The organism is Stenotrophomonas sp. 80084_Sma, from assembly GCF_056481995.1.
On the sequence record NZ_CM151177.1, the window covers coordinates 2518809 to 2543392 of the forward strand.

General features: G+C 66.4%; 21 protein-coding genes. 13 read left to right on the forward strand and 8 right to left on the reverse strand.

The features are described from left to right. The first annotated feature begins 53 nt into the window (after window positions 1-53). The 5 genes from ptsP (at window position 54) to ACZK3W_RS11755 (ending at window position 7262) form a co-directional block, all read left to right on the forward strand. Window positions 54-2564, forward strand: a complete 2511-nt coding sequence (gene ptsP / locus ACZK3W_RS11735) for a phosphoenolpyruvate--protein phosphotransferase (protein ID WP_197615176.1) — start codon at window positions 54-56, stop codon at window positions 2562-2564. Continuing rightward, complete coding sequence (gene pfkB / locus ACZK3W_RS11740) at window positions 2561-3517, forward strand: 1-phosphofructokinase (RefSeq protein WP_197615177.1); 957 nt, start codon at window positions 2561-2563, stop codon at window positions 3515-3517. Before ptsP ends, pfkB begins: the two co-directional genes overlap by 4 nt. Before the next feature lie 74 nt (window positions 3518-3591). Then, entirely contained in the window at window positions 3592-5298 is a 1707-nt protein-coding gene (locus ACZK3W_RS11745; protein WP_197615178.1) for a PTS fructose transporter subunit IIC, read from the forward strand. Window positions 5299-5312: 14 nt separating this feature from the next. After that, a complete protein-coding gene (locus tag ACZK3W_RS11750; RefSeq protein ID WP_197615179.1) occupies window positions 5313-6566 on the forward strand; it encodes a carbohydrate porin in 1254 nt (417 codons plus the stop codon). A 96-nt stretch (window positions 6567-6662) separates the two neighbouring features. After that, window positions 6663-7262: a fasciclin domain-containing protein gene (locus ACZK3W_RS11755; protein WP_197615224.1), complete on the forward strand. Its 600-nt coding sequence runs from the start codon at window positions 6663-6665 to the stop codon at window positions 7260-7262. Between the two features lie 137 nt (window positions 7263-7399). On the opposite strand, the gene ACZK3W_RS11760 is transcribed toward ACZK3W_RS11755, so the two are convergent. Both ACZK3W_RS11760 and ACZK3W_RS11765 read right to left on the reverse strand, forming a co-directional pair. Further along, entirely contained in the window at window positions 7400-7921 is a 522-nt protein-coding gene (locus tag ACZK3W_RS11760) for a DUF6622 family protein (RefSeq protein ID WP_197615225.1), read from the reverse strand. Window positions 7922-8017: 96 nt separating this feature from the next. Further along, window positions 8018-8854, reverse strand: coding sequence for a S1 family peptidase (locus ACZK3W_RS11765; protein ID WP_197615180.1), 837 nt, complete (start codon window positions 8852-8854; stop codon window positions 8018-8020). A 190-nt stretch (window positions 8855-9044) separates the two neighbouring features. Between ACZK3W_RS11765 and ACZK3W_RS11770 the strand changes: the two genes are divergently transcribed. Beyond that, the gene (locus ACZK3W_RS11770) at window positions 9045-9323 is read left to right on the forward strand and encodes a hypothetical protein (protein ID WP_032127271.1); all 279 of its coding nucleotides are present in this window, start codon (window positions 9045-9047) and stop codon (window positions 9321-9323) included. A 31-nt stretch (window positions 9324-9354) separates the two neighbouring features. On the opposite strand, the gene ACZK3W_RS11775 is transcribed toward ACZK3W_RS11770, so the two are convergent. Continuing rightward, window positions 9355-10224, reverse strand: coding sequence for a methylenetetrahydrofolate reductase (locus ACZK3W_RS11775; RefSeq protein ID WP_197615226.1), 870 nt, complete (start codon window positions 10222-10224; stop codon window positions 9355-9357). After that, window positions 10224-11138, reverse strand: a complete 915-nt coding sequence (locus tag ACZK3W_RS11780) for a LysR substrate-binding domain-containing protein (protein ID WP_197615181.1) — start codon at window positions 11136-11138, stop codon at window positions 10224-10226. Before ACZK3W_RS11780 ends, ACZK3W_RS11775 begins: the two co-directional genes overlap by 1 nt. Window positions 11139-11314: 176 nt before the next feature. Here ACZK3W_RS11780 and msuE point away from each other — a divergent pair, with 176 nt between their 5' ends. Genes msuE through ACZK3W_RS11795 form a run of 3 tightly spaced genes read left to right on the forward strand, consistent with a single transcriptional unit; the run spans window position 11315 to window position 14005 of the window. Then, window positions 11315-11896 (forward strand): FMN reductase, encoded by a 582-nt coding sequence (gene msuE, locus ACZK3W_RS11785; RefSeq protein ID WP_032127268.1) that lies wholly within the window; start codon window positions 11315-11317, stop codon window positions 11894-11896. A 58-nt stretch (window positions 11897-11954) separates the two neighbouring features. Further along, window positions 11955-12932 (forward strand): DUF1852 domain-containing protein, encoded by a 978-nt coding sequence (locus ACZK3W_RS11790; protein ID WP_121503311.1) that lies wholly within the window; start codon window positions 11955-11957, stop codon window positions 12930-12932. Between the two features lie 38 nt (window positions 12933-12970). Next, window positions 12971-14005, forward strand: a complete 1035-nt coding sequence (locus ACZK3W_RS11795) for a methionine synthase (protein ID WP_180837136.1) — start codon at window positions 12971-12973, stop codon at window positions 14003-14005. Here the strand turns inward: ACZK3W_RS11795 and ACZK3W_RS11800 are convergent. Then, on the reverse strand, window positions 13962-14585 hold the full coding sequence (locus tag ACZK3W_RS11800; protein ID WP_258015729.1) for a hypothetical protein: 624 nt from the start codon (window positions 14583-14585) through the stop codon (window positions 13962-13964). The two genes, ACZK3W_RS11795 and ACZK3W_RS11800, sit on opposite strands and share 44 nt — an antisense overlap. A gap of 24 nt (window positions 14586-14609) precedes the next feature. Beyond that, window positions 14610-14822: a hypothetical protein gene (locus tag ACZK3W_RS11805; protein WP_012511105.1), complete on the reverse strand. Its 213-nt coding sequence runs from the start codon at window positions 14820-14822 to the stop codon at window positions 14610-14612. A gap of 245 nt (window positions 14823-15067) precedes the next feature. Between ACZK3W_RS11805 and ACZK3W_RS11810 the strand changes: the two genes are divergently transcribed. Next, the gene (locus ACZK3W_RS11810; RefSeq protein ID WP_197615182.1) at window positions 15068-16315 is read left to right on the forward strand and encodes an SLC13 family permease; all 1248 of its coding nucleotides are present in this window, start codon (window positions 15068-15070) and stop codon (window positions 16313-16315) included. 26 nt (window positions 16316-16341) lie between these two features. On the opposite strand, the gene ACZK3W_RS11815 is transcribed toward ACZK3W_RS11810, so the two are convergent. Both ACZK3W_RS11815 and ACZK3W_RS11820 read right to left on the reverse strand, forming a co-directional pair. Further along, a complete protein-coding gene (locus tag ACZK3W_RS11815; protein WP_258015730.1) occupies window positions 16342-17493 on the reverse strand; it encodes a serine hydrolase domain-containing protein in 1152 nt (383 codons plus the stop codon). A gap of 104 nt (window positions 17494-17597) precedes the next feature. Continuing rightward, window positions 17598-19250, reverse strand: a complete 1653-nt coding sequence (locus tag ACZK3W_RS11820; protein ID WP_180837141.1) for an ABC transporter ATP-binding protein — start codon at window positions 19248-19250, stop codon at window positions 17598-17600. Window positions 19251-19363: 113 nt separating this feature from the next. Here ACZK3W_RS11820 and ACZK3W_RS11825 point away from each other — a divergent pair, with 113 nt between their 5' ends. Genes ACZK3W_RS11825 through ACZK3W_RS11835 form a run of 3 tightly spaced genes read left to right on the forward strand, consistent with a single transcriptional unit; the run spans window position 19364 to window position 24576 of the window. Continuing rightward, the gene (locus tag ACZK3W_RS11825) at window positions 19364-21754 is read left to right on the forward strand and encodes a TonB-dependent receptor plug domain-containing protein (RefSeq protein ID WP_258015731.1); all 2391 of its coding nucleotides are present in this window, start codon (window positions 19364-19366) and stop codon (window positions 21752-21754) included. 6 nt (window positions 21755-21760) lie between these two features. After that, on the forward strand, window positions 21761-23224 hold the full coding sequence (locus ACZK3W_RS11830; protein WP_180837145.1) for a DUF3526 domain-containing protein: 1464 nt from the start codon (window positions 21761-21763) through the stop codon (window positions 23222-23224). After that, entirely contained in the window at window positions 23221-24576 is a 1356-nt protein-coding gene (locus ACZK3W_RS11835) for an ABC transporter permease subunit (RefSeq protein WP_180837147.1), read from the forward strand. The genes ACZK3W_RS11830 and ACZK3W_RS11835 overlap by 4 nt, the downstream gene beginning before the upstream one ends. The last annotated feature ends 8 nt before the right edge of the window (window positions 24577-24584 follow it).

The following is a 24584-nucleotide window of genomic DNA, read 5'->3' on the forward strand; positions in this document are numbered from 1 at the left end:
GAAGACTGGGAACGTTCCCAATATGCCACAGCACCCCCTTCCCGGAGCCCACCTTGCAGCCCTTGACCTCCCCAGCCCCCGTCAGCCGGGAACTGATCCGCCTGGATGCGCGGGCGCTCGACAAGGCCGACGCCATCGCCCAGGTGGCGCAGATGCTGGTCGCCGCCGGCTGCGTTGCGCCGGCTTACGAGGCCAGCATGGGGCGTCGCGAGGCGTTGGCGAACACCTTCCTCGGCCATGGCGTGGCCATTCCGCACGGGCTGGGCGAGGACCGTCACCTGGTGCGCCGCGATGGCATTGCCGTGCTGCAGTTCCCGCAAGGCGTGGAGTGGAATCCGGGCCAGGTCACCCGCTTGGTGGTCGGCATTGCCGCCCAGTCCGATACCCACATCACCCTGCTGCGCCGGCTGACCCGACTCATCCAGGATGACGCAACGCTGCAACGCCTGTTCACCACGGCAGATGCGAGCGAGATCATCAGCGCGCTGACCGGCGATGTTGCGACCACAGCCCCCAATGTGCCGGTGACTGACCTGGCCGACCGTTTCGACTGGACCATCGCCTATCCCAACGGGCTGCACGCACGCCCGGCCACGCGCTGGGCCGAAACAGCGCGCGGCTTCGCGGCCCGCGCACAGGTCCGAGCGGGCGATCAGGCTGCCGATGCCAAGAGCCTGGTGGCGCTGCTGCAGCTCGGGTTGCGCCATGGCGACGCGGTCAGCGTGTCTGCTGAGGGCGCCGATGCCCCTGCCTTGCTGGCCGCGCTGCGCAAGGTCATGGACGGGCTGGTGGCACAGGAAAGGGCCGATGCCGAGCGCGCGGCGCAGCGCAAGGCCGCGCCGGTTGCGGGCTGGAATCCGCCCGACGCACAGGCGGCGATCGTCGGCATCGGCGCCAGCCCAGGCCTGGCGATCGGCCCGGTGCATGTGCTGGCCAGCACGCATGCCGACGTTGCTGACCGCCCCACCCCGCTCGGCGAAGGCGGCGCACGCCTGCAGGAGGCGCTCAGCCGCACCCACCAGCAGCTGGCTGCACTGCAGGACGACACCCAGCGCCGGCTCGGCGCCTCGGATGCGGCAATCTTCAAGGCGCAGGCCGCGCTGCTCGACGACACCGATCTGATTACCCGTACCTGCCAGCTGATGGTCGAAGGCCATGGCGTTGCATGGTCCTGGCACCAGGCCATCGAGCAGGTCGCCTCCGGGCTGACTGCCCTGGGCAATCCGGTGCTGGCCGGGCGCGCCGCCGATCTGCGTGACGTGGGCCGGCGCGTACTGGCACAGCTTGATCCGTCCGCAGCGGGTGGCGGCCTTGCCGACCTGCCTGCTCAACCCTGCATCCTGCTCGCCGCGGACCTGTCGCCGTCCGACACGGCCAACCTCGATACCGGTCGCGTGCTCGGCCTTGCCACCGCACAGGGCGGACCGACCTCGCACACCGCGATCCTCTCACGCACGTTGGGCCTGCCGGCGCTGGTCGCCGCGGGCGCGGAGCTGCTGGCGATCAGCCCGGGCCGCGAGGCGATCATCGATGGCAGCAGCGGGCGCCTCTATCTGTCTCCGTCCGAGGCCGATCTCGCCTCGGCCCGTGCGTGGATCGCCGAACAGCAGCAGATTCGCGAGCGTGAAGCGGCGCAACGCGCGCAGCCGGCACAGACCCCTGACGGCCACCGCATCGACATCGGCGCCAACGTCAACCTGCCCGAGCAGGTGCCGCTGGCACTGGAGCAGGGCGCGGAAGGCGTCGGCCTGATGCGCACCGAATTCCTGTTCCTCGAGCGCGGGAGCACGCCCAGCGAGGATGAGCAGTACGCCACGTACGTGGCGATGGCCAAGGCACTCGACGGCCGCCCGCTGATCGTGCGCGCGCTCGATATCGGTGGCGACAAGCAGGTCGCTCACCTGGAGCTGCCACGCGAGGAAAATCCGTTCCTCGGCGTGCGTGGCGCGCGCCTGCTGCTGCGCCGCCCCGACCTGCTGGAACCACAGCTGCGTGCGCTGTATCGCGCGGCGAAGGACGGCGCACGCCTGTCCATCATGTTTCCGATGATCACCTCGGTGCCCGAGCTGATCGCACTGCGCGCCATCTGCGAACGGTTGCGCGCCGCGCTTGAGGCACCCGAAGTGCCGATCGGGATCATGATTGAAGTCCCTGCCGCAGCAGCCCAGAGCGATGTACTGGCGCGCCATGCCGACTTCTTCTCGATCGGCACCAACGACCTGACCCAGTACGTGCTGGCGATCGACCGCCAGAACCCGGAACTCGCCGCCGAGGCCGACAGCCTGCACCCGGCCGTGCTGCGCGCGATCCGCGCCACGGTGGAAGGTGCACGCCTGCATGGGCGCTGGGTTGGCGTCTGCGGCGGCTTGGCCGGCGATCCCTTCGGTGCAATGCTGCTGGCCGGCCTGGGCGTGGACGAACTGTCGATGACCCCGAACGACATCCCGGCCGTGAAGGCACGCCTGCGTGGCAACGCGATGACCGATCTGCAGGCGTTGGCCAATAGTGCACTCGACTGCGAAACCGCCGAGCAGGTACGTGCCCTCGATGGAGTGCGCGCATGAGCGCCCGCGCCGTCACCGTTACCTTGAACCCGGCGATCGACCAGACCGTGCGGCTGGCGCACCTGCAACCGGGCCATGTGCATCGTGCCCGCAGCACCCGCGACGACGCCGGCGGCAAGGGCATCAACGTGGCCGCCTGCCTGGCCGATTGGGGTGTGCCGACCACCGCGCTGGGCGTGCTCGGCGATGGCAACGACGGCGTGTTCAGCGCACTGTTCGCCGAGCGCGGCATCGCAGACGCTTGCCTGCGCATTGCGGGCCGCACCCGCACCAACATCAAGCTGGTCGAAGAGGCCAACGGCGAGACCACCGACATCAACCTGCCCGGCCTGTCACTGCGTGATGCCGATCTGGACGCGGTATCGCGCCGACTCGACGCCCTGCTCCAGCCGGACCTGCCGGTGGTGCTGTCCGGCAGCCTGCCGTCCGGGCTGCCAGCCGATGCATGGGCGAGACTGCAGGCGCAGGCGAGCGCCGCCGGTGCGCGCGTACTGCTGGACACCAGTGGCGACGCGCTGGCCGCGGCGTTGAGCGGCGCACAGGGCGCACTGCCCTACGCGATCAAGCCCAACCGCCACGAACTGGAGGCTTGGACCGGTACGCCGCTGCCGGATCGCAGCGCCCTGCGGGCCGCAGGCCACGCCTTGGTCGAACGCGGAGTTGCGCTTGTGGCGATCTCGATGGGCGCCGACGGCGCGTTGTTCATTGATCGCAGCGGCGTCCTGATCGCGCGACCGCCGCGACTGGCACGCGGCAGCACGGTCGGTGCTGGCGATGCCATGGTCGCCGGCATCGCCGCCGCCTTGCTGCAGCCCTCCCTCGATCTGGCAGCGTGCGCACGACTGGCGACGGCGTTCTCGATGAGCCGGCTGGAGAGCGGCGACGCGCGACGGCTGGATCCGGCACAGGTGCGCGCGTGGACCGGCGATGTACTGATCGAGCGGTTGGATTGAAACCCCTGCAGAGGGAGCTGCGGCTGGCCCGCCCCCTCCTGCAAGGACGAACCCGAAGAATTCCAGGAGTGCCCATGCAAGCTTCCACCGTAGTCATCGCCGCCGGCGAACGCAGCATCGAGGCGGTGCTTGCCGCCGAAGCGCTGCGCCGCGCCGCCCGCCAGCAAGGGGCTGAACTGGCGATCGAAATCCGCAGCGACCAGGGCGTGACCGGGGCACTGCCCGCCACGCAGGCCGCCGCCGCAACGCAGCTGCTGCTGGTGGGTGACGGCGAGGCGGATCCCGCGCGCTTCGGCAGCGCCCAGATCGTACGCGCCAGCCTCGGTGAGGTGCTGGACGACCCGCTTGCCGTGCTGGCGCAGCTTGCCGCGACGTCCGGAACCGCGCCCGCCGCGGACGCCAGCAAGCACATCGTCGCCGTCACCTCCTGCCCGACCGGCATCGCCCACACGTTCATGGCGGCCGAAGGCCTGCAGCAAGCCGCCAAGGCATTGGGCCACGCGATCCGGGTGGAAACCCAGGGCTCGGTCGGCGCGCAGGACGCATTGAGCGACGAAGAAATCGCTGCCGCCGACCTGGTGCTGATCGCCGCCGACCGCGAAGTCGATCTGTCACGCTTTGCTGGCAAACGCCTGTTCAAGAGCGGCACCAAGCCGGCGATCAATGACGGCCAGAGCCTGATCCGCAAGGCGCTGGCCGAGGCCAGCGTGCAGGCGGGTACGGCGGCTTCAGGCCGCACCACCGAAAAGGCCAAGGTCACCGGTCCCTACAAGCACCTGATGACCGGCGTGTCGTTCATGCTGCCGTTCGTCACTGCCGGTGGCCTGCTGATCGCACTGGCGTTCGCGCTCGGCGGCATCTATGCCTTCGACGATGCACACAAGGGCACGCTGGCTTGGTCGCTGTTCCAGATCGGCGCCAAGTCCGGCTTCATGTTGATGGTGCCGGCGCTGGCCGGTTACATCGCCTACTCCATCGCCGATCGCCCGGGTATCGCGCCGGGCATGATCGGCGGACTGGTGGCAGTCAACATGGATGCGGGCTTCATCGGCGGCATCCTGGCCGGCTTCATCGCCGGCTACGGTGTGCACTGGATCAATCGTGCGCTGCGCCTGCCGCGCAGCCTGGAAGGCCTCAAGCCGGTGTTGATCCTGCCGGTGCTGGGCACGCTGCTGGTCGGCTTGCTGATGATGTATGTGATCGGCACCCCGGTCGCCGGACTGCTGGCCTGGCTGACCGACTGGTTGCGCGGCATGCAGGGCAGCAGCGCGATCCTGCTCGGCCTGCTGCTGGGCGGAATGATGGCGGTGGACATGGGCGGGCCGGTCAACAAGGCCTCCTACGCGTTCTCCACCGCACTGATTTCCAGCCAGGTCTACACGCCGATGGCTGCGACGATGATCGGCGGCATGACGCCGCCGCTGGGCATCGCGTTGGCCACATGGCTGTTCAGCAACCGCTTCACCGCCGAGGAGCGCGGCACCGCCGGTGCCGCGGGCGTGCTCGGCCTCAGCTTCGTGACCGAGGGCGCGATCCCCTACGCCGCACGCGATCCGCTGCGCACCATTCCGGCGCTGATCCTCGGCTCGGCCGTGGCCGGTGCGATCTCGATGGCCGCAGGCGTCGAGCTGAAGGTGCCGCACGGTGGCGTGTTCGTGCTGCCGATCCCGAACGCAGTCACGCACCTTGGCGTCTACCTGCTGGCATTGGTGGCCGGCGTGGCCGTCACCGCCGTCGCGCTGCGCGTCCTCAAGAAGCCGGTCACGGCTCCCACCCTGTAAACGGAACCTCGCCCATGACCTCCCCTTCCCGCCGCCTGTTGCCGTTAGCGATCCTGCTGGCCCTGCCGTCCGTGGCCGCAGCCGCCGACGCGAGTGACGTCTTCACCCCCAAGCTGGCATACACCGGCGAGGCAGCCGCCACGCTCGATGGCGGCAAGCGCGGCGGCACGGCGTATGCCGGCCAGCTGATGTTCGGTGCCGACGTGAACCTGAACGCTGCGTTTGGCTGGCGGGGCGCGACGATCAAGGCCTACGGCATCAACCGCCATGGCACCAACCTGGCCAACAGCCGTACCGGCAACAGCACCTCGGTGCAGGAAATCTACGGCGGCCAGGGCACGCGCCTGGCCAACCTGACGCTTGAACAGAAACTGCTGAACGACCGTTTGGTGCTGGAAGCCGGGCGCAGCGTCGCCAACATCCATCACCTCGGTTCGGAGCTGTGCCAGTACTTCCAGGGCAATTCGGCCTGCGGCAACCCGACCTACGTGTTCCGCACCAGCAGTTTCACCTGGTGGCCGGTATCGAGCTGGATGGCCGATGCCACGGCCTGGGTGACGCCCGATGTCTATGTGCGCGTCGGCGCCTACCAGGTCGATCCCAGCCAGGCCGAGGACGGCCAGCACGGCCTGAAATGGAGTACCAGTCAGGCCACCGGCTGGATCGTGCCCTACACGCTCGGTTGGCGCAGCCCTGCTTCGGCACGACTGAAAGCCCGCTACGAACTCGGTGGCTGGCAGGACAACTCGACCTATCTGGATCCGCTGCGCGATGCCAACGGCACCCCGGCGCTGCTTAGTGGCCAGGACTACGCGAACCGCCGTGGTCGCTCCGGGGTGTTCGCCCGCTTCGAGCAGCAACTCACCGGGGATGGTGCCGGGCGCGGCCTGACCCTGTTCGGTGCGGCGCTCAAGGGCACCTCCGGCCAGCTGATCGAGGATCATTTCCTGCAGGCGGGCGTGGTGCAGAAAGGCACGTTCGCCGGCCGGCCGCAGGACAGCATCGCGTTCGTTGTGACCCAGCAGAAGTACAGCAGCATCGCCTTGGAGGACCTGCGCCTTGCCCGTGCCGCGGCAGGCGGTAGCGGCACGCCGCACGGGAGCCAGGTGATGATGGAACTGAGCTATGGCATCCAGCTCACCCCGCAGCTCCGGATCGCACCGAACCTGCACTACATCGTGCATCCGGACCAGTTCAACGAACCCGCCCGCCAGCGCGACCTGCCGAATGCGTTGATCGCCGGCATGCGGGTTGATTGGAGCCTGTAAGCCAAGCCAATGGCGGCCTTCCTGCCGAACTGCGTGGCGCGAAACGATTGGAGCAGAATCCGCTGCATCCAATCCGCGCCCCGGGCCGTAATGAGGATGCCCGCGCATTGCGGGCGCCAATCCGAGGGTCGCACCGTGAACGCTCTCCAGCGAATTTCCGCCGCAGTCAGCCTCGCCGTCCTTGTTTCAGCAGCTTCTTCCAGCTTCGCCGCCAACACTGTCATGGTTGGTGGCGCAGCGATGTATCCGACCAAGACCATCGTCGAGAACGCCATCAACTCCAAGGACCACACGACCCTGGTCGCCGCAGTCAAGGCGGCGGGCCTGGTCGACACCCTCAACGGGGCGGGTCCCTTCACCGTCTTCGCCCCTACCAATGCAGCCTTTGACAAGCTGCCTGCCGGGACTGTCGACACCTTAGTTAAACCGGAAAACAAGGCACAACTGACCAAGATTCTTACCTACCACGTGGTGCCAGGCACCTACACTTCCGTGCAGCTCGTTGCAGACGCCAGGAAGCATGGCGGGAAGGCGACGCTGAAGACCGTGCAGGGCGAACCACTTACGATCTCTCTCCACGAAGGCAAGCTGTGGGTTATCGATGCCAAGGGAGGCAAAGCGGGCATCAGCATTGCTGATGTAGGCCAGTCCAATGGCGTGATCCACGTGATCGACACTGTACTGATGCCGAAATGATGCGGCTTGGGCAGCGGGCATCCGGAACGATGCCCGCTACCAGCATGCTGAGCTGGGGGCCCCGCCAGTGGCGGCGCACCTTCCTGCCCGTGCCACTGAAACCAGCATTAGCGTGACGCGTCACGCGCAAATGAGGTTCAGGTTGCCGCTTTCCACCCTTTCGCCGCCGCGTCCAGTCGCAACGAGGCCAGATAGCGGCAGTACTTGCCAATGAAGAGGCCGGTGAAGCCCCCTGACAGCAGCAGGTAGGCCGCACTGGCGCCGGCATTGGCGATCAATGGCGGCGACACCGCAAATGCGACTTCGAAGCCGTACTTCACCAGGAAGGTGATCAGCAGCAGCGGCAGCAGGCTGAAGTCCGCGTTGCGCCAGAGCTTTCCGGTAGCGCCATCCAGGGTCAGCTTCACGTGGCCCAGCAGCAGCCATCCCAGTGCCGCGCCGGTGCCGATGCCGGCCAGCCACTTGCCCCAGGCGCTCCAGGACACTCCATAGCGATGGCTGATCGACCAGGCGCCCCAGACGGTGAACAGCGCAGGCACGACGGCCAGTTTCTGCAGTGACGTTTCGCCCGGCTTCATCGCGGCAATGCCGCGTGTGACCAGGAACGCCAGGAGAAGCCAGACCCAGGCGGGTGTCTGCGAGACGATCTGCTGGAGCATGTTCACGAGCGGTCCCCTTGTGATGAGTGGTAGCGAGGTGTCCTCGCCATGGCGCTCACTATTGGCAATCACGCGGCCCGCGGCCAGTGACAGCTGTCAGTCTTCGAGTGTTACGGAGCGGCGGTAGTCGGGCGCGCCCAGGACGCTCTCGATCCAGCCCACATAGCGCGATACCCGCACGTTGTGCACCACCTGGCCATAGAAGCCGGCTTCAAGAGCATGCTCGGGAACGGCGCTGATCCACGAGCCCAGCCCCACCAGCTGCCACGCGCCGTGTTCCCCGATGACCAGCGGGCCGCCACTGTCGCCGTTGCCCAATACGCCTTCCAGTGGGAGGCCCTGTGGCGGGGCATCGAACCGATACCAGAGGTAGCGATCATTGCCACCGGTAATGGCGTTGTATGCGCGCCGCAGCGATGTGCGATGCGGCCCGCCCGGCACCAGTCCAATCGCCCCATTGCCAGTGGCGCCCTTTCCGATCAAGGCGGCGACCTGCGTGACCTCGGCACTGCCGCGATAGAGCGACACGGGCTGCACATCGTTCACGGGGGCCGTGAGCCTGATCAGCGCAATGTCATCCGATCCGGCCAGGAACGCATGGATCTTCGCCGGGCTCCCCGTGGCCAGTGCTTCCTTGCCCAAGGCTTCCGGCATTCGCCTGTAGCCCGGATGCACGACCACACGTTCCACGCCGTAGTCCTTGCCGTTGATGGCGATGGTCTGCCCCATACCCTTCATCGGTGCGGCATGCGCTGCGGTCAGCACCCACTGCGGGGCGATCAGAACACCCTGCCCTTCACCCGGCATGTCGGCCAGGGCGGGAAATTCTGATCCCTCGATCCGGTAACGGGCATCGTCCACGTCGTGGCGGATGACCACGGCCCCGGCAGCGAGCGGCAGCGCGGCAAGCGCGAGGAACAGCCAGCGGATCATGAGGGCCTTCATCCTTGCGGTCAGTCGCTGCAGCCTAGCCGAACACGCCGGGCCAAGGGGAGGCATCCGACCAGACTCCCGTGTTCGACGACGAATGCGGGAGAACCGGCCCCGAAGCCGGGGCGGCCACAGGCCGTTAACAGCCCCGCTCTATGCTGGAGCCTCATTGGAGACCCATGAGGTACGCGGCATGACCAGACTGCACACCCTGATGTTGACCGGCTGCCTGCTTGCACTGAGCCCACTGGCCTCGGCCGAAACCGTGAACCTGACCAACAGCGCCGACGGTGCCAATCGCGATGCGGGCATCGCGGCGGTCAAGAAGAAGCTGCAGGACGCGTGCACCGACCGCAAGGGCTCGCCCGATGCGGCTTCGTTCGAGGTGGTCTTCGAGAAGACCAGCGAGAACCCGAACGTACCCAAGCCGTACTACGTGGACGGCAAGATGAAGTGCGAACTGCCGGGCTGAAGGGCCCAGCCACGCGATCATCGATAGAGCATCAAACGTTGGCGGTCGACGTGCGCCGCCGGTACCGCTCTATCCAGCCCAGTGATGGCGCAATGCCACCGAACGGGAAGAAGTGCGGGCTGACCGGGCCATGGGCGTCCGTCAGCCCACTCAGCAGGCGATCCATGAACACCTCCGGCCCTGCCGTTCCCAGCAGCCGGCCGATCGAGATGCCGTACCGCGCCAGCATCGATGCACTGGCACCCACGCCGCACATCGCGGCGTAGCGCGCCAGCCGCGCAATGCTGGCCGGGCCCGGCACGCCCACCAGTACCGGAACCGTGATGCCACGGGCGCGCAGCGCATCCAGCCAGGCCAGCACGATATCGGCATCGAAGGCGAACTGGGTGATGATCAGCGGTGCCATGCCTCTCGCCTCGATGGCCTGGCATTTGCGTTCCAACACGTGCCACCGGTCCTCGGCGGTCATCACCGGATGGCCTTCCGGATGCCCGCCGATGGCCACAACCTTGATGCCGTAACGCTCAAGAAGGCCGGTCTCGATGATCGAGGTACTGTCGGCAAACGGCCCTGCGGGCGCGGAAAGATCACCGGCGATCAGCAGGCACTTCTCTACCCCCGCTTCGCTGGTGGCGCGTTCCAGGAACCGCGCAAGCGCCGCACGCGACCCGATGCGGCGGGCAGAGAGATGGGGCATCGGTTCGAAGCCGAGTTCGCGCACCGTGCACGCGGCCGCCAGCCGGGCGTCGTCGTCCTCGCTCGCCAGGTAAGGGATCGAGATCGTCGTTCCCGGAGCGATGCGATCCGCTTCCGCACGCAGTGCCGGCATGGCCTTCGCGCTCACTTCCAGAGAAAACGCGTCGATGAAGGTTTCCGTCCGCTGCGATCCAGGTGCGGGCATCAACGGGCTCCGCCTGCATTGCCGGCGATCGGCGTGCTGTTCCGGGCCAGCTCGACGAAGGCCTGCAGATAGTCGATACCCGTATCGGCCTCACGCGCACCCAGGTAGATCTGCTTGGGAATGCCCTTCGCCCCCAGGCGCACCGGCACCACGTCCATGCGTGCGGCATATTCCTCCACCAGCCAGCGCGGCATCGCGGCCACGCCACGGCCGCTGGCCACCATCTGCATCATGATGTCGGTGGTTTCGATGGTCTTGTGGCGCCGCGGCGTGATGCCGGCCGGCAGCAGGAACTGGTTGTAGATGTCCAGGCGCTCGAACGGCACCGGGTAGCTGATCAGCACTTCCTGGCCGAGCTGGCGCGGCTTTACGTGATCCACCTTGGCCAGGGCGTGATTCCTGGCCACCACCAGCACCTGCTCGTAGTCGAACACGGGCACGAACTTCAGGCCCGGCTTCAGCAGCGGATCGGGCGTGACCAGCAGGTCGATCTCGTAGCCGAACAGCGCGCCAATACCGCCGAACTGGAACTTCTGCTTTACGTCCACATCGACGTCCGGCCAGGCGGCCAGGTACGGCGAGACGATCTTCAGCAGCCACTGGTAGCAGGGATGGCATTCCATGCCGATGCGCAGTGCGCCGCGCTCGCCCTGTGCGAACTGGCCCAGGCGCTCCTCGGCCAGGTCCAGCTGCGGCAGCACGCGGTTGGCCACCGCCAGCAGGTACTGCCCGGCCTGGGTCAAGCGCAGGCTGCGGCCTTCGCGCAGCCAGACATCGGTGCCGAGCTGCTGCTCCAGCTTCTTCATGCTGTGGCTCAGGGCTGACTGGGTCAGGTTGAGCACGCCGGCGGCAGCAGTCAGCGAGCCCAGTTGCTCGACCTGCTGCACGATGCTGAGGTGGATCCGTTCCAACATGACGATGAATACCGCTCATGGATTGGTGAAGTAATACCATTTTACGTCATGGAAGGGCATGACTAGGATCGGGTCATGCCTTCGGTTGCCTGCCAGCCCGGTCACCTCGCCGGCCTGCAGGACTGCGCCCCCGCAGATCGCCCGAAGGAGTTCCCCCTCCTGCTGAAAGCGAACAGATGACCCGCCCCCTCCGTATCGTCGCCGTCTCCGGCGGACTGCAGCGCCCCTCCAGGGCTGCAACCCTGGCCGAGTACCTGCTGGACCTGATCGGCGAGGACGTTGCCTGCGAGCCGCACCTGATCGAGCTGGGCGAACTGGCGCCGCAGTTGGCCGGTGCGCTGTGGCGCTCGCAGCTGCCCGAGGCTGTGGAGCGGCAGCTGGTGGCCGTTGAACAGGCAGACGTACTGGTGGTGGCCACGCCGGTCTACCGCGGTTCGTACACCGGCCTGTTCAAGCACTTCTTCGATTTCATCCACCAGGATGCGCTGGTCGACACCCCCATCCTGCTGGCCGCCACCGGCGGCAGCGAGCGCCACGCACTGGTGATCGACCATCAGCTGCGGCCGCTCTTCAGCTTCTTCCAGGCGCGCACCCTGCCCCTCGGCGTCTACGCCACCGACCGCGATTTCGCCGAGGGCCGCGTGCACAACGAGGCCCTGATCCAGCGCGCACGGCTGGCAGTGCAGCGGGCACTGCCCCTGCTTGCCCTGTCCCATCGCGCAGCGCCTGCCACTGCCGAGACCGCTGCAGTGCTTTGAATGCCGAATGCCAGCGACCCGCATTCGGATGTCACCCCCGCAACCCGGAACGCCGCCCATGACGACCGAGAACTTCACCTTCAGCATCACGCGCATCCCTTTCAACGAGGACTACCAGCCCGCTGACGGCACGCGCATCACCACCAACTTCGCCAACCTGGCTCGCGGCGAGTCCCGCCAGGAGAACCTGCGCAACACGATCAGCATGATCAACAACCGCTTCAACGATCTGGCGCACTGGGACAACCCGAGTGCGGACCGCTACGCCGTTGAGCTGGACATCATCTCGGTGGAGATGCACATCGATGGAGCCGACGGCAGCGATCCGTTCCCGCTGATCGAAGTGCTGCGCCCGACCATCGTCGACACGCACACCGGCGCGCGCACCGAGGGCATCGTCGGCAACAACTTCTCGTCCTATGTGCGCGACTACGACTTCAGCGTGGTACTGCCGGCCAGCAACGAGGGAAAGGCCACCTTCGGCATTCCGGAAGGCTTCGGTGATCTTCACGGCAAGCTGTTCCAGCACTTCCTGGAATCGGAGGCCTACCGCGCCAATTTCAGCAAGGGGCCGGTAATCTGCATCAGCGTCTCCAGCAGCAAGACCTACCATCGTACCGAGAACCACCATCCCATCCTGGGCGTGGAGTATCGCCAGGGCGAGTTCTCCCCCACCGACCAGTACTTCGACAAGATGGGCCTGCAGGTGCGCTATTTCATGCCGCCGGGCAGCGTCGCGCCGCTGGCGTTCTACTTCCAGGGCGACCTGCTGGGCGACTACTCGAACCTGGAGCTGATCGGCACCATCAGCACGATGGAGGCATTCCAGAAGATCTACCGGCCGGAGATCTACAACGCCAATTCCGTGGCCGGCAAGGTCTATCAGCCCAGCCTGAAGCACCAGGACTACTCCTCCACCCGCATCGTCTACGACCGCGAAGAGCGCAGCCAGCTGGCGGTCAAGCAGGGCAAATTCACCGAAGAGCACTTCATCAAGCCGTATCGCGCCGTGCTTGAGCAGTGGGCTGCCCGCTGATCCACCGATTCCCCATTCGCCCCAGGACACAGAACGCAATGTCGACGAAGAAACTGCTCCCTACCTCCACCGCCGGCAGCCTGCCCAAGCCCTCCTGGCTGGCAGAGCCCGAAAAGCTCTGGTCGCCCTGGAAGCTGCAGGATGAAGGCCTGACCGAAGGCAAGCAGGATGCCCTGCGCCTGTCCCTGCAGGAACAGCAGCACGCCGGCATCGATATCGTCAGCGACGGTGAGCAGACCCGGCAGCACTTCGTCACCACCTTCATCGAGCACCTCAGCGGCGTCGATTTCGAGAAGCGCGAAACCGTGCGCATCCGCAACCGCTACGACGCCAGCGTGCCGACCGTGGTCGGCGCCGTGAGCCGGCCCAAGCCGGTGTTCGTGGAGGATGCGAAGTTCCTGCGCCGGCAGACCACGCAACCGATCAAGTGGGCCCTGCCCGGCCCGATGACCATGATCGACACCCTGTACGACGCGCACTACAAGAGCCGAGAGAAGCTGGCCTGGGAATTCGCGAAGATCCTCAACGAGGAAGCGAGGGAGCTGGAAGCCGCTGGCGTCGACATCATCCAGTTCGACGAGCCCGCCTTCAACGTGTTCTTCGACGAAGTGAACGACTGGGGCGTGGCCGCACTGGAGCGTGCGATCGAAGGACTGAAGTGCGAGACCGCCGTGCACATCTGCTACGGCTACGGCATCAAGGCCAACACCGACTGGAAGCAGACGCTGGGCTCGGAGTGGCGCCAGTATGAAGAGTCGTTCCCGAAGCTGCAGACCTCCAACCTCGACATCATCTCGCTGGAATGCCACAACTCGCACGTGCCGATCGACCTGATCGAGCTGGTGCGCGGCAAGAAGGTGATGGTCGGCGCCATCGATGTGGCTTCCAGCACGGTGGAGACGGCTGAAGACGTGGCCAGCACCCTGCGCAAGGCGCTGCAGTTCGTGGATGCCGACAAGCTCTACCCGAGCACCAACTGCGGCATGGCGCCACTGGCCCGTGAAGTGGCACGGGGCAAGCTGCGTGCGCTCAGCGAAGGGGCAAGGATCGTGCGCGAGGAACTTTCGGCGTAGCCTTGGCCGGGAACGCACTCCCTTCCGGCCGCCGGGTTGACGGAGCCTGGCCTGGTATCGACCAGGCTCCACCCCGCCCCGGCACCTCGGGCCTGGCCAGCATCGCCGGGGGCCGCGGCGCCAGCGCCGCCTTGATCCGTCCCATCTCCCCCGCCCCGGCCTCGGCCAGGCGGCGGGCCTGCTGCCGCTGCTCCCGCGTAGGCGCCGGAGGTGATAGAGCACCGGTATCTACCAGCCGCGCCACCGCATCGCGCAACCGCAACTGCGGGCAAAGCCGGGCGGCACACCATCGCTCGGCGTAGCGCTTGGCCTGGCGAGCATTCACGGCGGCCACGACCTTGGGCTGGGGTGATTTCCGCGCGGCGAGGAACAGGCGGACGCCGAGCACGGCATGCGGCACGACGCTGGCCACACAGCGGCCGTTCCACCACAGGTCCCAGCGGTCACCGCTCTGCACCCAGCCGGAGGGCCGGGTAGCGGTCATGAAATCGGGAGGGCTGGAGGGTGAATGCATGGCCCGAAGAATACGGTCGGCCGTCGCATGGAATGAGATTGCGGATTTGCGCTGGCGACCTCTCAACGCTTCTGCCGTAGCGAAGCCCTCTCACCACTCTGGGCCGAGCAGCTTCTCCACCTCGGTTTCGAGCTTCTTTGCGGCTTCGGCCTGCGAGGCTACCTTGATGCACAGCCCGGACTGCGCGGGACCCGGAGTCAACTGGTAGCGGTTGATGGTGCCGCCGCCGTCGCCATCCAGCTCCACCCGGGCCACCAGGGTTCGGCCGTTGGCATTGAAGATCCAGTCCCGGTATTCGGACATCGTTGATTCCATGCGTGAGACTTTGAGTGGCCTTCACTCTAAGCGGAGCGACGGTGAAGAGCGCCCGAAGAAAACGTTCGCGGAGCGTGGGTGCCGGGGGCACGCGGCAAGCAGACAAGCATGGGCTGGGCTCCACAGCTCGGGCGCGGCTCACGGAGTATGATGCCGCCTTCCCCGAACTGCCGTGATTGCAGCGGGCGCGTTCCTGCGAGGTACGCGTCGGCGCCGCTGAGACACCCCGCCCGATGCTCGCTTCCTACTCCTCTTTCCTCATCTGGGCGGCCGTGGCCATTGCCACCGTAGGCCTGCTGTTACGGCCATTCCGCATTCCGGAGTACGTGTGGGCACTGGGGGCTGCTCTTCTGCTTCCACTGCTGGGAGCGATGTCGGTCGGCACGACCTTGCACGCGGTGGCCGAGGGCCGCGATGTCTATCTGTTCCTGGTCGGCATGATGGTGCTGGCCGAACTGGCCCGGCGCGAAGGCCTGTTCGACTGGCTGGCGTTGTACGCGGTCCGTCATGCGGGAGGCTCGGGACGACGCCTGTTCGACCTGGTGTTCCTGGTCGGCACGCTGGTGACCGTGTTTCTTTCCAACGATGCCACGGCGGTGGTGCTGACCCCGGCGGTCTACGCAGCCTGCAAGGCGGCCCGTGCCAACCCCCTGCCCTATCTGTTCGTCTGTGCGTTCATCGCCAATGCGGCCAGCTTCGTGCTGCCCATTTCCAACCCGGCCAATCTGGTGGTGTACGGCCAGCACATGCCGCCCTTGATGCAGTGGCTGGCACAGTTCGCGCTGCCGTCGCTGGCCGCGATCGGCGCCACCTATCTGGTGCTGCGCTGGGTGCATCGGCGCGAGATCGCGCAGCCGCTGGTGGCGGCGCCGGCGCATCGCCCGCTGACCGAAGGCGGCCGGCTGAGCGCGCTGGGCGTGTTGTTCACCGGCACCGTGCTGCTGGTGACCTCCGCACTGAACGGCCCGCTCGGCCTGGCCACGTTCTGCGCAGGCACGCTGAGTGTGGCACTGGTGGCGATGCGCCAACGACGCAGCCCGTTGCCGCTGCTGCGCCATGTGTCATGGGGCGTACTGCCGCTGGTGGCCGGCCTGTTCGTGCTGGTGGAAGCGGTAGCACAGACCGGTGTCATCCAGGCGGCGGCCAGCGCGCTGCAGGCCGTGGCGCAGGCATCACCGCACCAGGCCAGCTGGCTGGCCGGTGGCGCGGCGGCGTTGCTGAGCAACGTGGCCAACAATCTGCCGGTCGGCCTCGCCGCAGGCTCGCTGGGCCAGATGGCCGACCTGCCGGCACAGACCCGCGCCGCATTGCTGGTCGGCGTGGACCTGGGCCCCAACCTGTCGGTGACCGGCTCATTGGCCACGATGCTGTGGCTGGTGGCGCTGCGCCGCGAGGGCGAGCATGTCAGCGCGCTCGACTTCCTGCGCGTCGGCGCGCTGGTGATGCCGCCTGCGCTGATCGGGGCGCTGTTGCTGCTTTAGTCGGGCGCTGCCGGGCGCCCCCCGGACTATGGGGTCTTGCCTGCAGCAATCTTCCCGACCAGGGCATCGATCGCCGCTTCCATGGCATGCGCGGTCTGGTCGCCACTCTGGTTGGTGATCACGAAGATGCCCAGATCGTGCTCGGGCATGATGTAGATGTAGCACTGTGAGCGCGGTACGCCACCGTGGTGGGCATAGAAGACGCCCTTCTGGCGATCGCCGGCGACGATGTTCCAGAAGTAGCCGATGCTGAACTCGTCGTCGAATCTGGCCAGGGCGCGATGCGATTCCTTTACCACCGGCCCATTGGCCAGTTGGAACTGAAGGTACTTCACCATGTCCGGGACGGTTGCTTTGACGTTGCCGGAAGCGCCCCATGGCAACTGTGGCATCGGCGTGGTCGGTACGGGGTTGTCGCTGTGATAGCCGGCCGCCAACCGCGGCGCTTCGGCATCATCCAGCCTGATCCGGAGGCCGGTCATCGCCGCGGAGTCGCTGAAGAAGCCACGCAGCAGTGATGCGTAGTCGGTCTTGTAGGCCACCTCCAGAACATGCGCCGCCAGCTCGGTCCCTGCGCTGGAGTAGGCGTATTCCTTGCCTGGCATCCGCGGGATCTGCACGGCGTGCAGGTCCCGGAGGAAATCCGTCTTGCCGTAGTGCGCGTAGAGCGCATTGAGTTCGCCCGGCGTGCGGTGATCGGTAAAGTCCTCCAGTACCGTGTTCGCGCGCTCCGGCAGCATGTTCGGCAGGCCACTGGTGTGCGACAGCAGGTGGCGGACGCGGATGGGTTGGCCCTGGTACTGCAGGTTGGGATAGTCGCCCTGCAGGTACGTGCGAACGTCATCCTCCAGGCCCACCCTGTCTTCCAGCACCGCATTGGCCATCAAGGTGCCGGCCAGCGTCTTGCTCAGTGAGCCGATCTCATAGAGCGTGGCATCGGTCGGCGCGCCGGCTGTACCGGCCACCATATCGCCGCGATGGCGGATGAAGGTCCTGCCCCGGTACACCACGCCGATGGAGGCCGAGTGCAGCAAGGGCTGCTCGATCAGGGTCTGCGCAACCTCGTCGATCTCTGCCCCCGGTTCCTTCGATGGCGCCTTCCCGCCCGTGCATCCGGCACCAAGGAGTACGACGGACACGACGAAGGCATGAAACCAACGTCTGTTTCGAACGGTCATCGAAGTGGCTTCCATGCGTTGGCGCTTGAAGGGCGATCAGGAAAGAGCGCACACGATAGTCGATTGTCGAGACGAACACGCTGGCTGCGGAGCGCCTCCTGGCCCTAAGCATCGCCCCCGAGATCAATCACCCGGTCAGTCGGGCTCACGATGCCGCGCCGATGGGTGATGGCCACCACGGTTACATCGTTCGCCAGTGCGCGGATATGGTCCATGATCTCGCGTTCAGTGGCCTCATCCAGCGCGGAGCTTGCCTCGTCCAGAAACAGGATCGCCGGCTCGCCATACAGTGCACGGGCAATCGCGATGCGTTGGCGTTCCCCGCCGGACAACTTCAGGCCCCGCTCGCCCACCGTGGTTTCCAGCCCCTCGGGCAGCGCCTCGATCAACGGCAGGATCGCAGCCTTGCGTGCGGCATGCCGCAGCCGATCATCATCACGCGCGCGCCCGAGCAGGATGTTGTCGGCCAGGCTTTCGTTGAGCAGGATGACATCCTGCGGAACCACCGCGACAGCGGCATGCCAGGCCGCACGGTCGATCCGGGACAGGTCAAGGCCATCGACCAGGATCCGGCCACGCTGGGGATCGATCGATTTCAGGGCGAGCTTGAACAGCGTCGACTTCCCTGCCCCGGTCGGCCCGATCAGGAAATTGATGCCGCCACGTTCGGCCTCGAAGGACACATCGCTTACCCCGCGACCGTTGCCATAGCGGTGGCTGACCTGCTGGAACTCCAGGCCACCGCTTTCCCCGGCGAAGCGCTGGGCATCGGCCACCTGCTGCTCCTCGGGCGCCGCCCACAAGGTGGAAAGCGGAGCCAGCATGCTCCACGAGCGCGCGACGTCATCGATCGAACGGGCGATCATCTCGAACGGCATGTTGAGCTGGAGCAGCAGCAGATTGAACAGGACGATGTCGCCGACGCTCAGACCGCCGCTCTGGTAGCGCGGCAGCAACAGATGGAAGGTAACGATGAACTCGACCGCCAGGCCGATGCCCAGCAGCGCAATGAAGCCGATCCGCTGCAGTACGTAGGCGCGCCAGCTGTCGCGCACCTCCTGGGCCTTCTGCTCGAAGCGCTGCACCATCCAGGCGCTGCCGCCGAACTGGCGCAGCGTCTCCATGGCATTCATGGCATTGCCGACGAAGCGCGCGTTCTGCTGGCCGGCCTCGACCGCAGCTTCGCGATGGATGCGTGCGCGCCGGGTAGCGATGGCGGAAAGCGTGACGGCTACCGTGCCGTAGGCCAGCACGATGGCCACCACCTGCAGGTTGATCAACGCACCCAGCGTTATCAGCGTCAGCAGGATCTGCAGGGCACTGGGAATGAAGGCCACCAGCCCCAGCTGCACCACGATCTTCAGCGCGCCACGGCCTTTCTCCCCTGCAACCTGCAGCTCGGCGGCGTTGTACTCCAGGAAGAAGCTGTTGGTCTTCTTCAGCAGACGGGCGAAGTAGCGGGTACTGGTGATGAAGCCAAGATTCTCGCCGCTGAGGAACGACAGGTACTGCACGGTGTTCTGCAGGGCGCTGCCAGCGCCAAGCATGACCGCATACAGCAGGAAGCCGCCCGCGAGAGCGCCGACCCCGTCGATGGGCAGACGGTCGATCAGACGTGAGAAAAGATAGGGCGCCGCAACATTGGCCAGGCTGGATAGCACGACACTGCCGGCGATGAGCAGCAGCAGCCTGCGGTCAGCCTTCCAGTACGTGCCCAGGATTTCAGCGACGGGCGGCGGAACAGCAGTCTTCTTCATCGGCCTGGTTCCGGCGTGGACTCAACCCTATAATGATATGCTATAACATATCCATTCAGGAGCGACGTAGCCACGTCGCAGGCCACTTTCGGATGGGATCGATGGACCGGGGAATGACGAACGTATCCGCTGCCATGCCACGCGCGCTCATGGCCCTCAGCATTGCCGCTGCACTGTTGGCCAGCGTGCCTGCGATCGCCCAGAACCCCGGCGATGCCCGGCGTTCGCGGGCCGCAGGCGCAGCACCCGAGGCGCCGACCGCCACCCTGGACAAGGTGCTGGTGGTCGGCAGCAACATCCGCGATGCCACTGGCGGAGGCGCCTCGCCGGTGATCGTGATCGACAAGGAGGCCATCGACCGCACCGGCGTGGCCACCGTGCAGCAGCTGTTCGAGAAACTGCCGCAGAACTTCGGCGGTGGCGCCAATGGTGCCAACGTCGCCAACCTTGGCGTCGACCGCGATACCGGCAACAACTTCGGCCAGGGCACCGCCATCAACCTGCGCGGTCTGGGAACCGGCACCACGTTGACCCTGATCAACGGCCACCGCGTGACCTCGTCGAACCGCTACCAGTACGTGGATGTCTCGCTGATACCGCTGAGTGCGGTGGAACGCGTGGAGATCCTCACCGATGGTGCCTCGGCCATCTATGGCACCGATGCGGTCGGCGGTGTAGTCAACATCATCCTGCGCCGCGACTTCACCGGGTATGAGACCGCTGTGCGTTACGGCGCCGTGACCACCGGCGGCATGGAGGAATACCAGGCCTCGCAGTCGGCAGGCTGGTCGTGGGATGGTGGCCATGTGCTGGCCAACTACGAGTTCCTGAAGCAGAGCAACCTGCCGGCGGTGGACAAGGATTTCTCGAAGAACGTGCGGGTCAAGCCGTACGACCTCTACCCCGGTTCGAAGCGCCACAGCCTGTACGTAGACGGCGTGCAGCAGCTCAGCGATGTGCTGACCCTGAACGTGACCGGCTCGTTCGCCAAGCGCGAGATGGACACCACCATTTCCGGCACGGCCGACGAAACCCGGTTGTTCCCGCATACGCGCCAGTTCGACCTGTTCGCCGGCCTGACACTGGACCTTCCGCGTCAGTGGCTGGCGCGCCTGGATTCGGGGTTCGGCAGGAGCGATGTGTCCTATCAGCGCACCACCATCACCGGCAGTTCGGCCAGTACGGCGCCACCGACCGATACGAACTCCGAATCGCGTTACCTGGACCTGGTCGCCGACGGTGAGCTGTTCAGCCTGCCCGCCGGTGGGGTTCGCGCGGCATTCGGCGCGGGCTATCGCCGCGATGGCTATGAACTGATCGATCACCGCGGCCTGGAAAAGCCGCTCGACCTGCAGCGTACCGTGAGGTCCGCTTTTGCCGAGCTCAACGTTCCGCTGCTGAAGGATCTGCCGGGCGTGCGCAGCCTGTCCCTGACCGCCGCAGCGCGCTATGACGACTACAGCGATTTCGGTTCCACGCTGAACCCCAAGTTTGGCCTGCTGTGGGAGGCGACCCAAGGGCTTTCGTTCCGTACCAGCTACGGCCGCTCCTACCGGGCACCGGTGTACCAGGACATGCAGTTGAACAACACCGTGGTGGTGGCGAACGTGCCCAACCCGAGTGCAGCCAATGGCAACACCATCCTGATGATGCTCTCCAATGGCAATCCCGATCTGGGCCCCGAACGGGCCAAGACCTGGACCGGCGGTTTCTCGTTCGCGCCGCCGTCGCTGCCGGGGCTCAAGATCGATGCGAACTACTACCACATCGAATACGCCGACCGTATCGGCAGCGGCTTCGGCGGCAGCTTCCCGTCGCTGTTCCTGCAGTCCACCGCACCTTACGCAGACATCCTGACCACCAATCCCACGCAGCAGCAGATCCAGCAGGCACGCCAGCTGGGCGTATCGGGGCTGGGCCTGTTCGTCTCGCGCGTGGGGCCGTATGCGTTGCCGCCAGGCATGGACGAAACCAACAGCCAGGTGATCCTCGACAACCGCTTCCGCAACAACGCCTTCACCCGGCAGCGTGGTGTCGACTTCAGCGGATCCTATGGCTTCGATGCCGGCCAGACCCACATCGGGCTGAACCTGGCCGGGCAGTACATCATCGAGTCGAAGCGGCGCGTGACCAGTACGTCGCCCGAGGTGGATGCGGTGAATTCGGTTTACTACCCGGTGGACCTCAAGATGCGCGGTGGCATCGCGCTGAGCCGGCAGCAGGCCGCGGCGGGGATCTTCGTGAACTACGTGGACAGTTATCGCGACCCCGCCAATGTCGCCCGGCCCCACATCAGCTCCTGGACGACCGTAGATCTGAACCTCGCCTACCACTTCGGTGCATCGGCGGACCCGCAGCGTGGCACCTCGCTTGCGTTCAACGTGCAGAACCTGTTCGACCGGGATCCGCCGTTCATCGTCAACAGCATCAACACCGGCTATGACCCCACCAATGCAACAGCGCTGGGTCGCTTCCTGTCCATGACGCTGACGCACCGCTGGTAAGCCGCCATGCGCGCCGAAGCCCCTGCCCTGTCCCGGTCCGTCATGGCCATCCAGCAGGCGTTTGCTGTTGCGGCAACCCAGCTCACGCTGATGTGGCGCGAGCGGCGCGTGCTGTGGCTCGCCCTTGCCCTGTTGCTGATTGCGGGAGCATCGGTGCTCAGTGGTGCTGCACGCCTGACCCTGCATGCGCAGGAGCGCCAGGCAATGAGCGAGGAAGAGGCGCGGCTCTGGGACAGCCAGGGCACAATCGACCCGCATAGCGCCGCACATGTGGGGCGTGCCATTGCTGCCCCTGTGCGGCCACTGGCTGCACTGGACCCGGGGCTGACGGACTACCTGGGAACCTCGGTGTTCATCGAAGGCCACGCGCAGAACCCGGCCCGGCACCGTGCCGTGGATGGTGGCACCGCACTCAGCCGCTTCGAGGGTTTCTCTGCGGCGTGGGCGCTGCAGGTGGTGGCGCCGCTGCTGATCATCCTCGCCGGGTTCGCCACACTGTCCGGCGATGTGGCCTGCGAGACGCTGCGCCAGGAACTCGGTACCGGCGCCTCGGCCGGCGTGCTGATCTGTGGACGCTTGATTGCCCTGGCGGCCGCCTCGCTGCTGCTGGTGCTGGCCATGCTGCTGATCAGTCTTCCGGGGCTGTCCATCCAGTACGGCGACGCCACGGATCTTGCCGCCCTGCTCGCACTGGCGGCCGCCTACCTGCTCTATCTGCTGGTGTTCTGTGCACTTACCGTGGGGGTGTCGGCACTTGCCGGCTCGGCACGGACGTCACTGGTCGTGCTGCTCGGCTTCTGGGTGGTGTCCACACTGCTGCTGCCGAGGGTGGCGCCTGCGGTTGCCGAATCCCTGTACCCGACCCCTTCGGCACCGGCGTTCAGGACCGGCGTGACCGAAGAAGCGGAGAACGGCGCGGATGGCCATGACCCGGCCGACAAACGCCTTGATGCCCTGCGCACGGCGTTGATGGCGCGCTACCGGGTCGACAGCGTTGACGACCTGCCGCTGAACTTCCGCGGTGTGGCGCTGGAGTTTGCCGAGGCCAACTCGACGCGCGTCTACAACCGCCATTTCGATCGCCTGCATGCCACCTACCAGCAGCAGGACGCCACCCAGCGCCTGTTTGGCCTTGCCTCGCCGACGCTGGCGCTGCAGTCCTGGTCGCGCGCCTTCGCCGGCACGGATTTCCCGGCGCATCTGGCGTTCCTGCGCGGCGTGGAGGACTACCGTTATCGGTTGATCCAGGCACTCAACCAGGAAGTGAAACTGCACAAGGCACCACAAGGCGGGAAGCATGTGGCCGACATCGCCGGCATCACCCGTTCAGTGCACTACCGGCCGCCGCAACAGACCCTGGCCGGTACCGCTACCGCGCAGCGCGGAAATCTCGTCATTCTGCTGGCCTGGCTGATGCTGGGTTGCGTGGTGGTGCTCATCTCCGCTCGGAAGCTGGGGAGATCGCCATGAACGTTGTGTCGATTGCCCGCTATGAGATCCGCCGATTGCTGCGCGATCGAGCGCTGCCGGTGCTGCTTGTCCTGCTGCTCGGGCTGGGTGCCTACGCCGCGTGGAACGGCCGCGCATGGGTGGACCAGCGGGAGGCGGCCATCGCCCTGATCAAGCAGGAAGAACAACAGACGAAGGAACGCAGCCGGGCATTCGTCGGCAAGGCGCCCTCGGTGCTGCCCCGCACTCAGCCGGTGCTTGCGCCTGCCGCCATGGCACCGCTGTCGATCGGCCAGGCAGACGCCTACCCCTACACCGCCGATGTGGTCGCGCTGGGCGATCCGACCCAGCTGCTCAAGCACGTCTGGGCCGACATCGGCAATCCAGCGGCACGGGCTGCGGGACGGTTCGACCTCGCCTTCGTCATCGTCTTCCTGCTGCCGTTGGTCATTCTCGTGGCCACCCACGATCTGTGGTCCCGTGAGCGCGAGCGCGGCATCGCGGCGCTGGTGCTGTCACAGCCGGTGTCGGCAACGCGCCTGCTGATGGTCAAGGTGCTGGCCCGTGGCCTGATGGTGCTGCTGCCCGCACTGGCCATCCTCCTGGCGGTGACGATCGGGGCCGGCGCGCGCAGTCCTGCGGGCCTGGCCATGCTGGCCCTGACCGTCCTCCTGTACGGCGCGTTCTGGCTGGCCCTTGCACTGCTGATCGGCTGCCTTGCCCGGCGCACCACCGAGGCGGCCATCGCCGCCGGCGCGCTGTGGCTGCTGATCGTGGTCATGGCGCCGTCGCTGGCGCTGGCCACGGTGAATCTGATCGCGCCGCCGCCGTCACAGATGCAGTTCGCCACCGAAGTAAAGGCGATGCAGTCCGATATCGCCACGCGCCAGCGGCGCGAGCATGCGAGGTCGGCGCCAGTGAATTCGCCGTCCCCCGTCATCTCCGACACTGTGCGCCAGGCCTACGCCGATCGGGTTGCAGCTGACCGGGAACTGGAACGCCTGATCGCCTCGCATGCGCAGGCCGAGGCCGCATATCGCCAGGTTCTGGACAAGGTGCGGCTGCTGCTGCCGGCCGTCGCGACACAGGACGCGCTCGACCGCATCGCAGGCTCGGATGCCGACCGCGCGCTCGACTTCCAGGGACAGGTCCACTCCTTCTGGCAGGCGCGGCGGCTGTTGCACAAGGCCTATCTGGATCGTGACGCGCCGCAGACCTTCGAAGAGTACGACACCCTGCCCCGCTTCCAGTTCCACGAAACAGCCGGCGTCGCCCAACGTGGTGTCCTGGCCGATCTCGCCGCACTGATCATTGCCACCCTGCTTGTCCTGCTTGCAGCCGGTGCATTGCGCAGCCGGCTGGCAACGCCCTGAGGAGACGT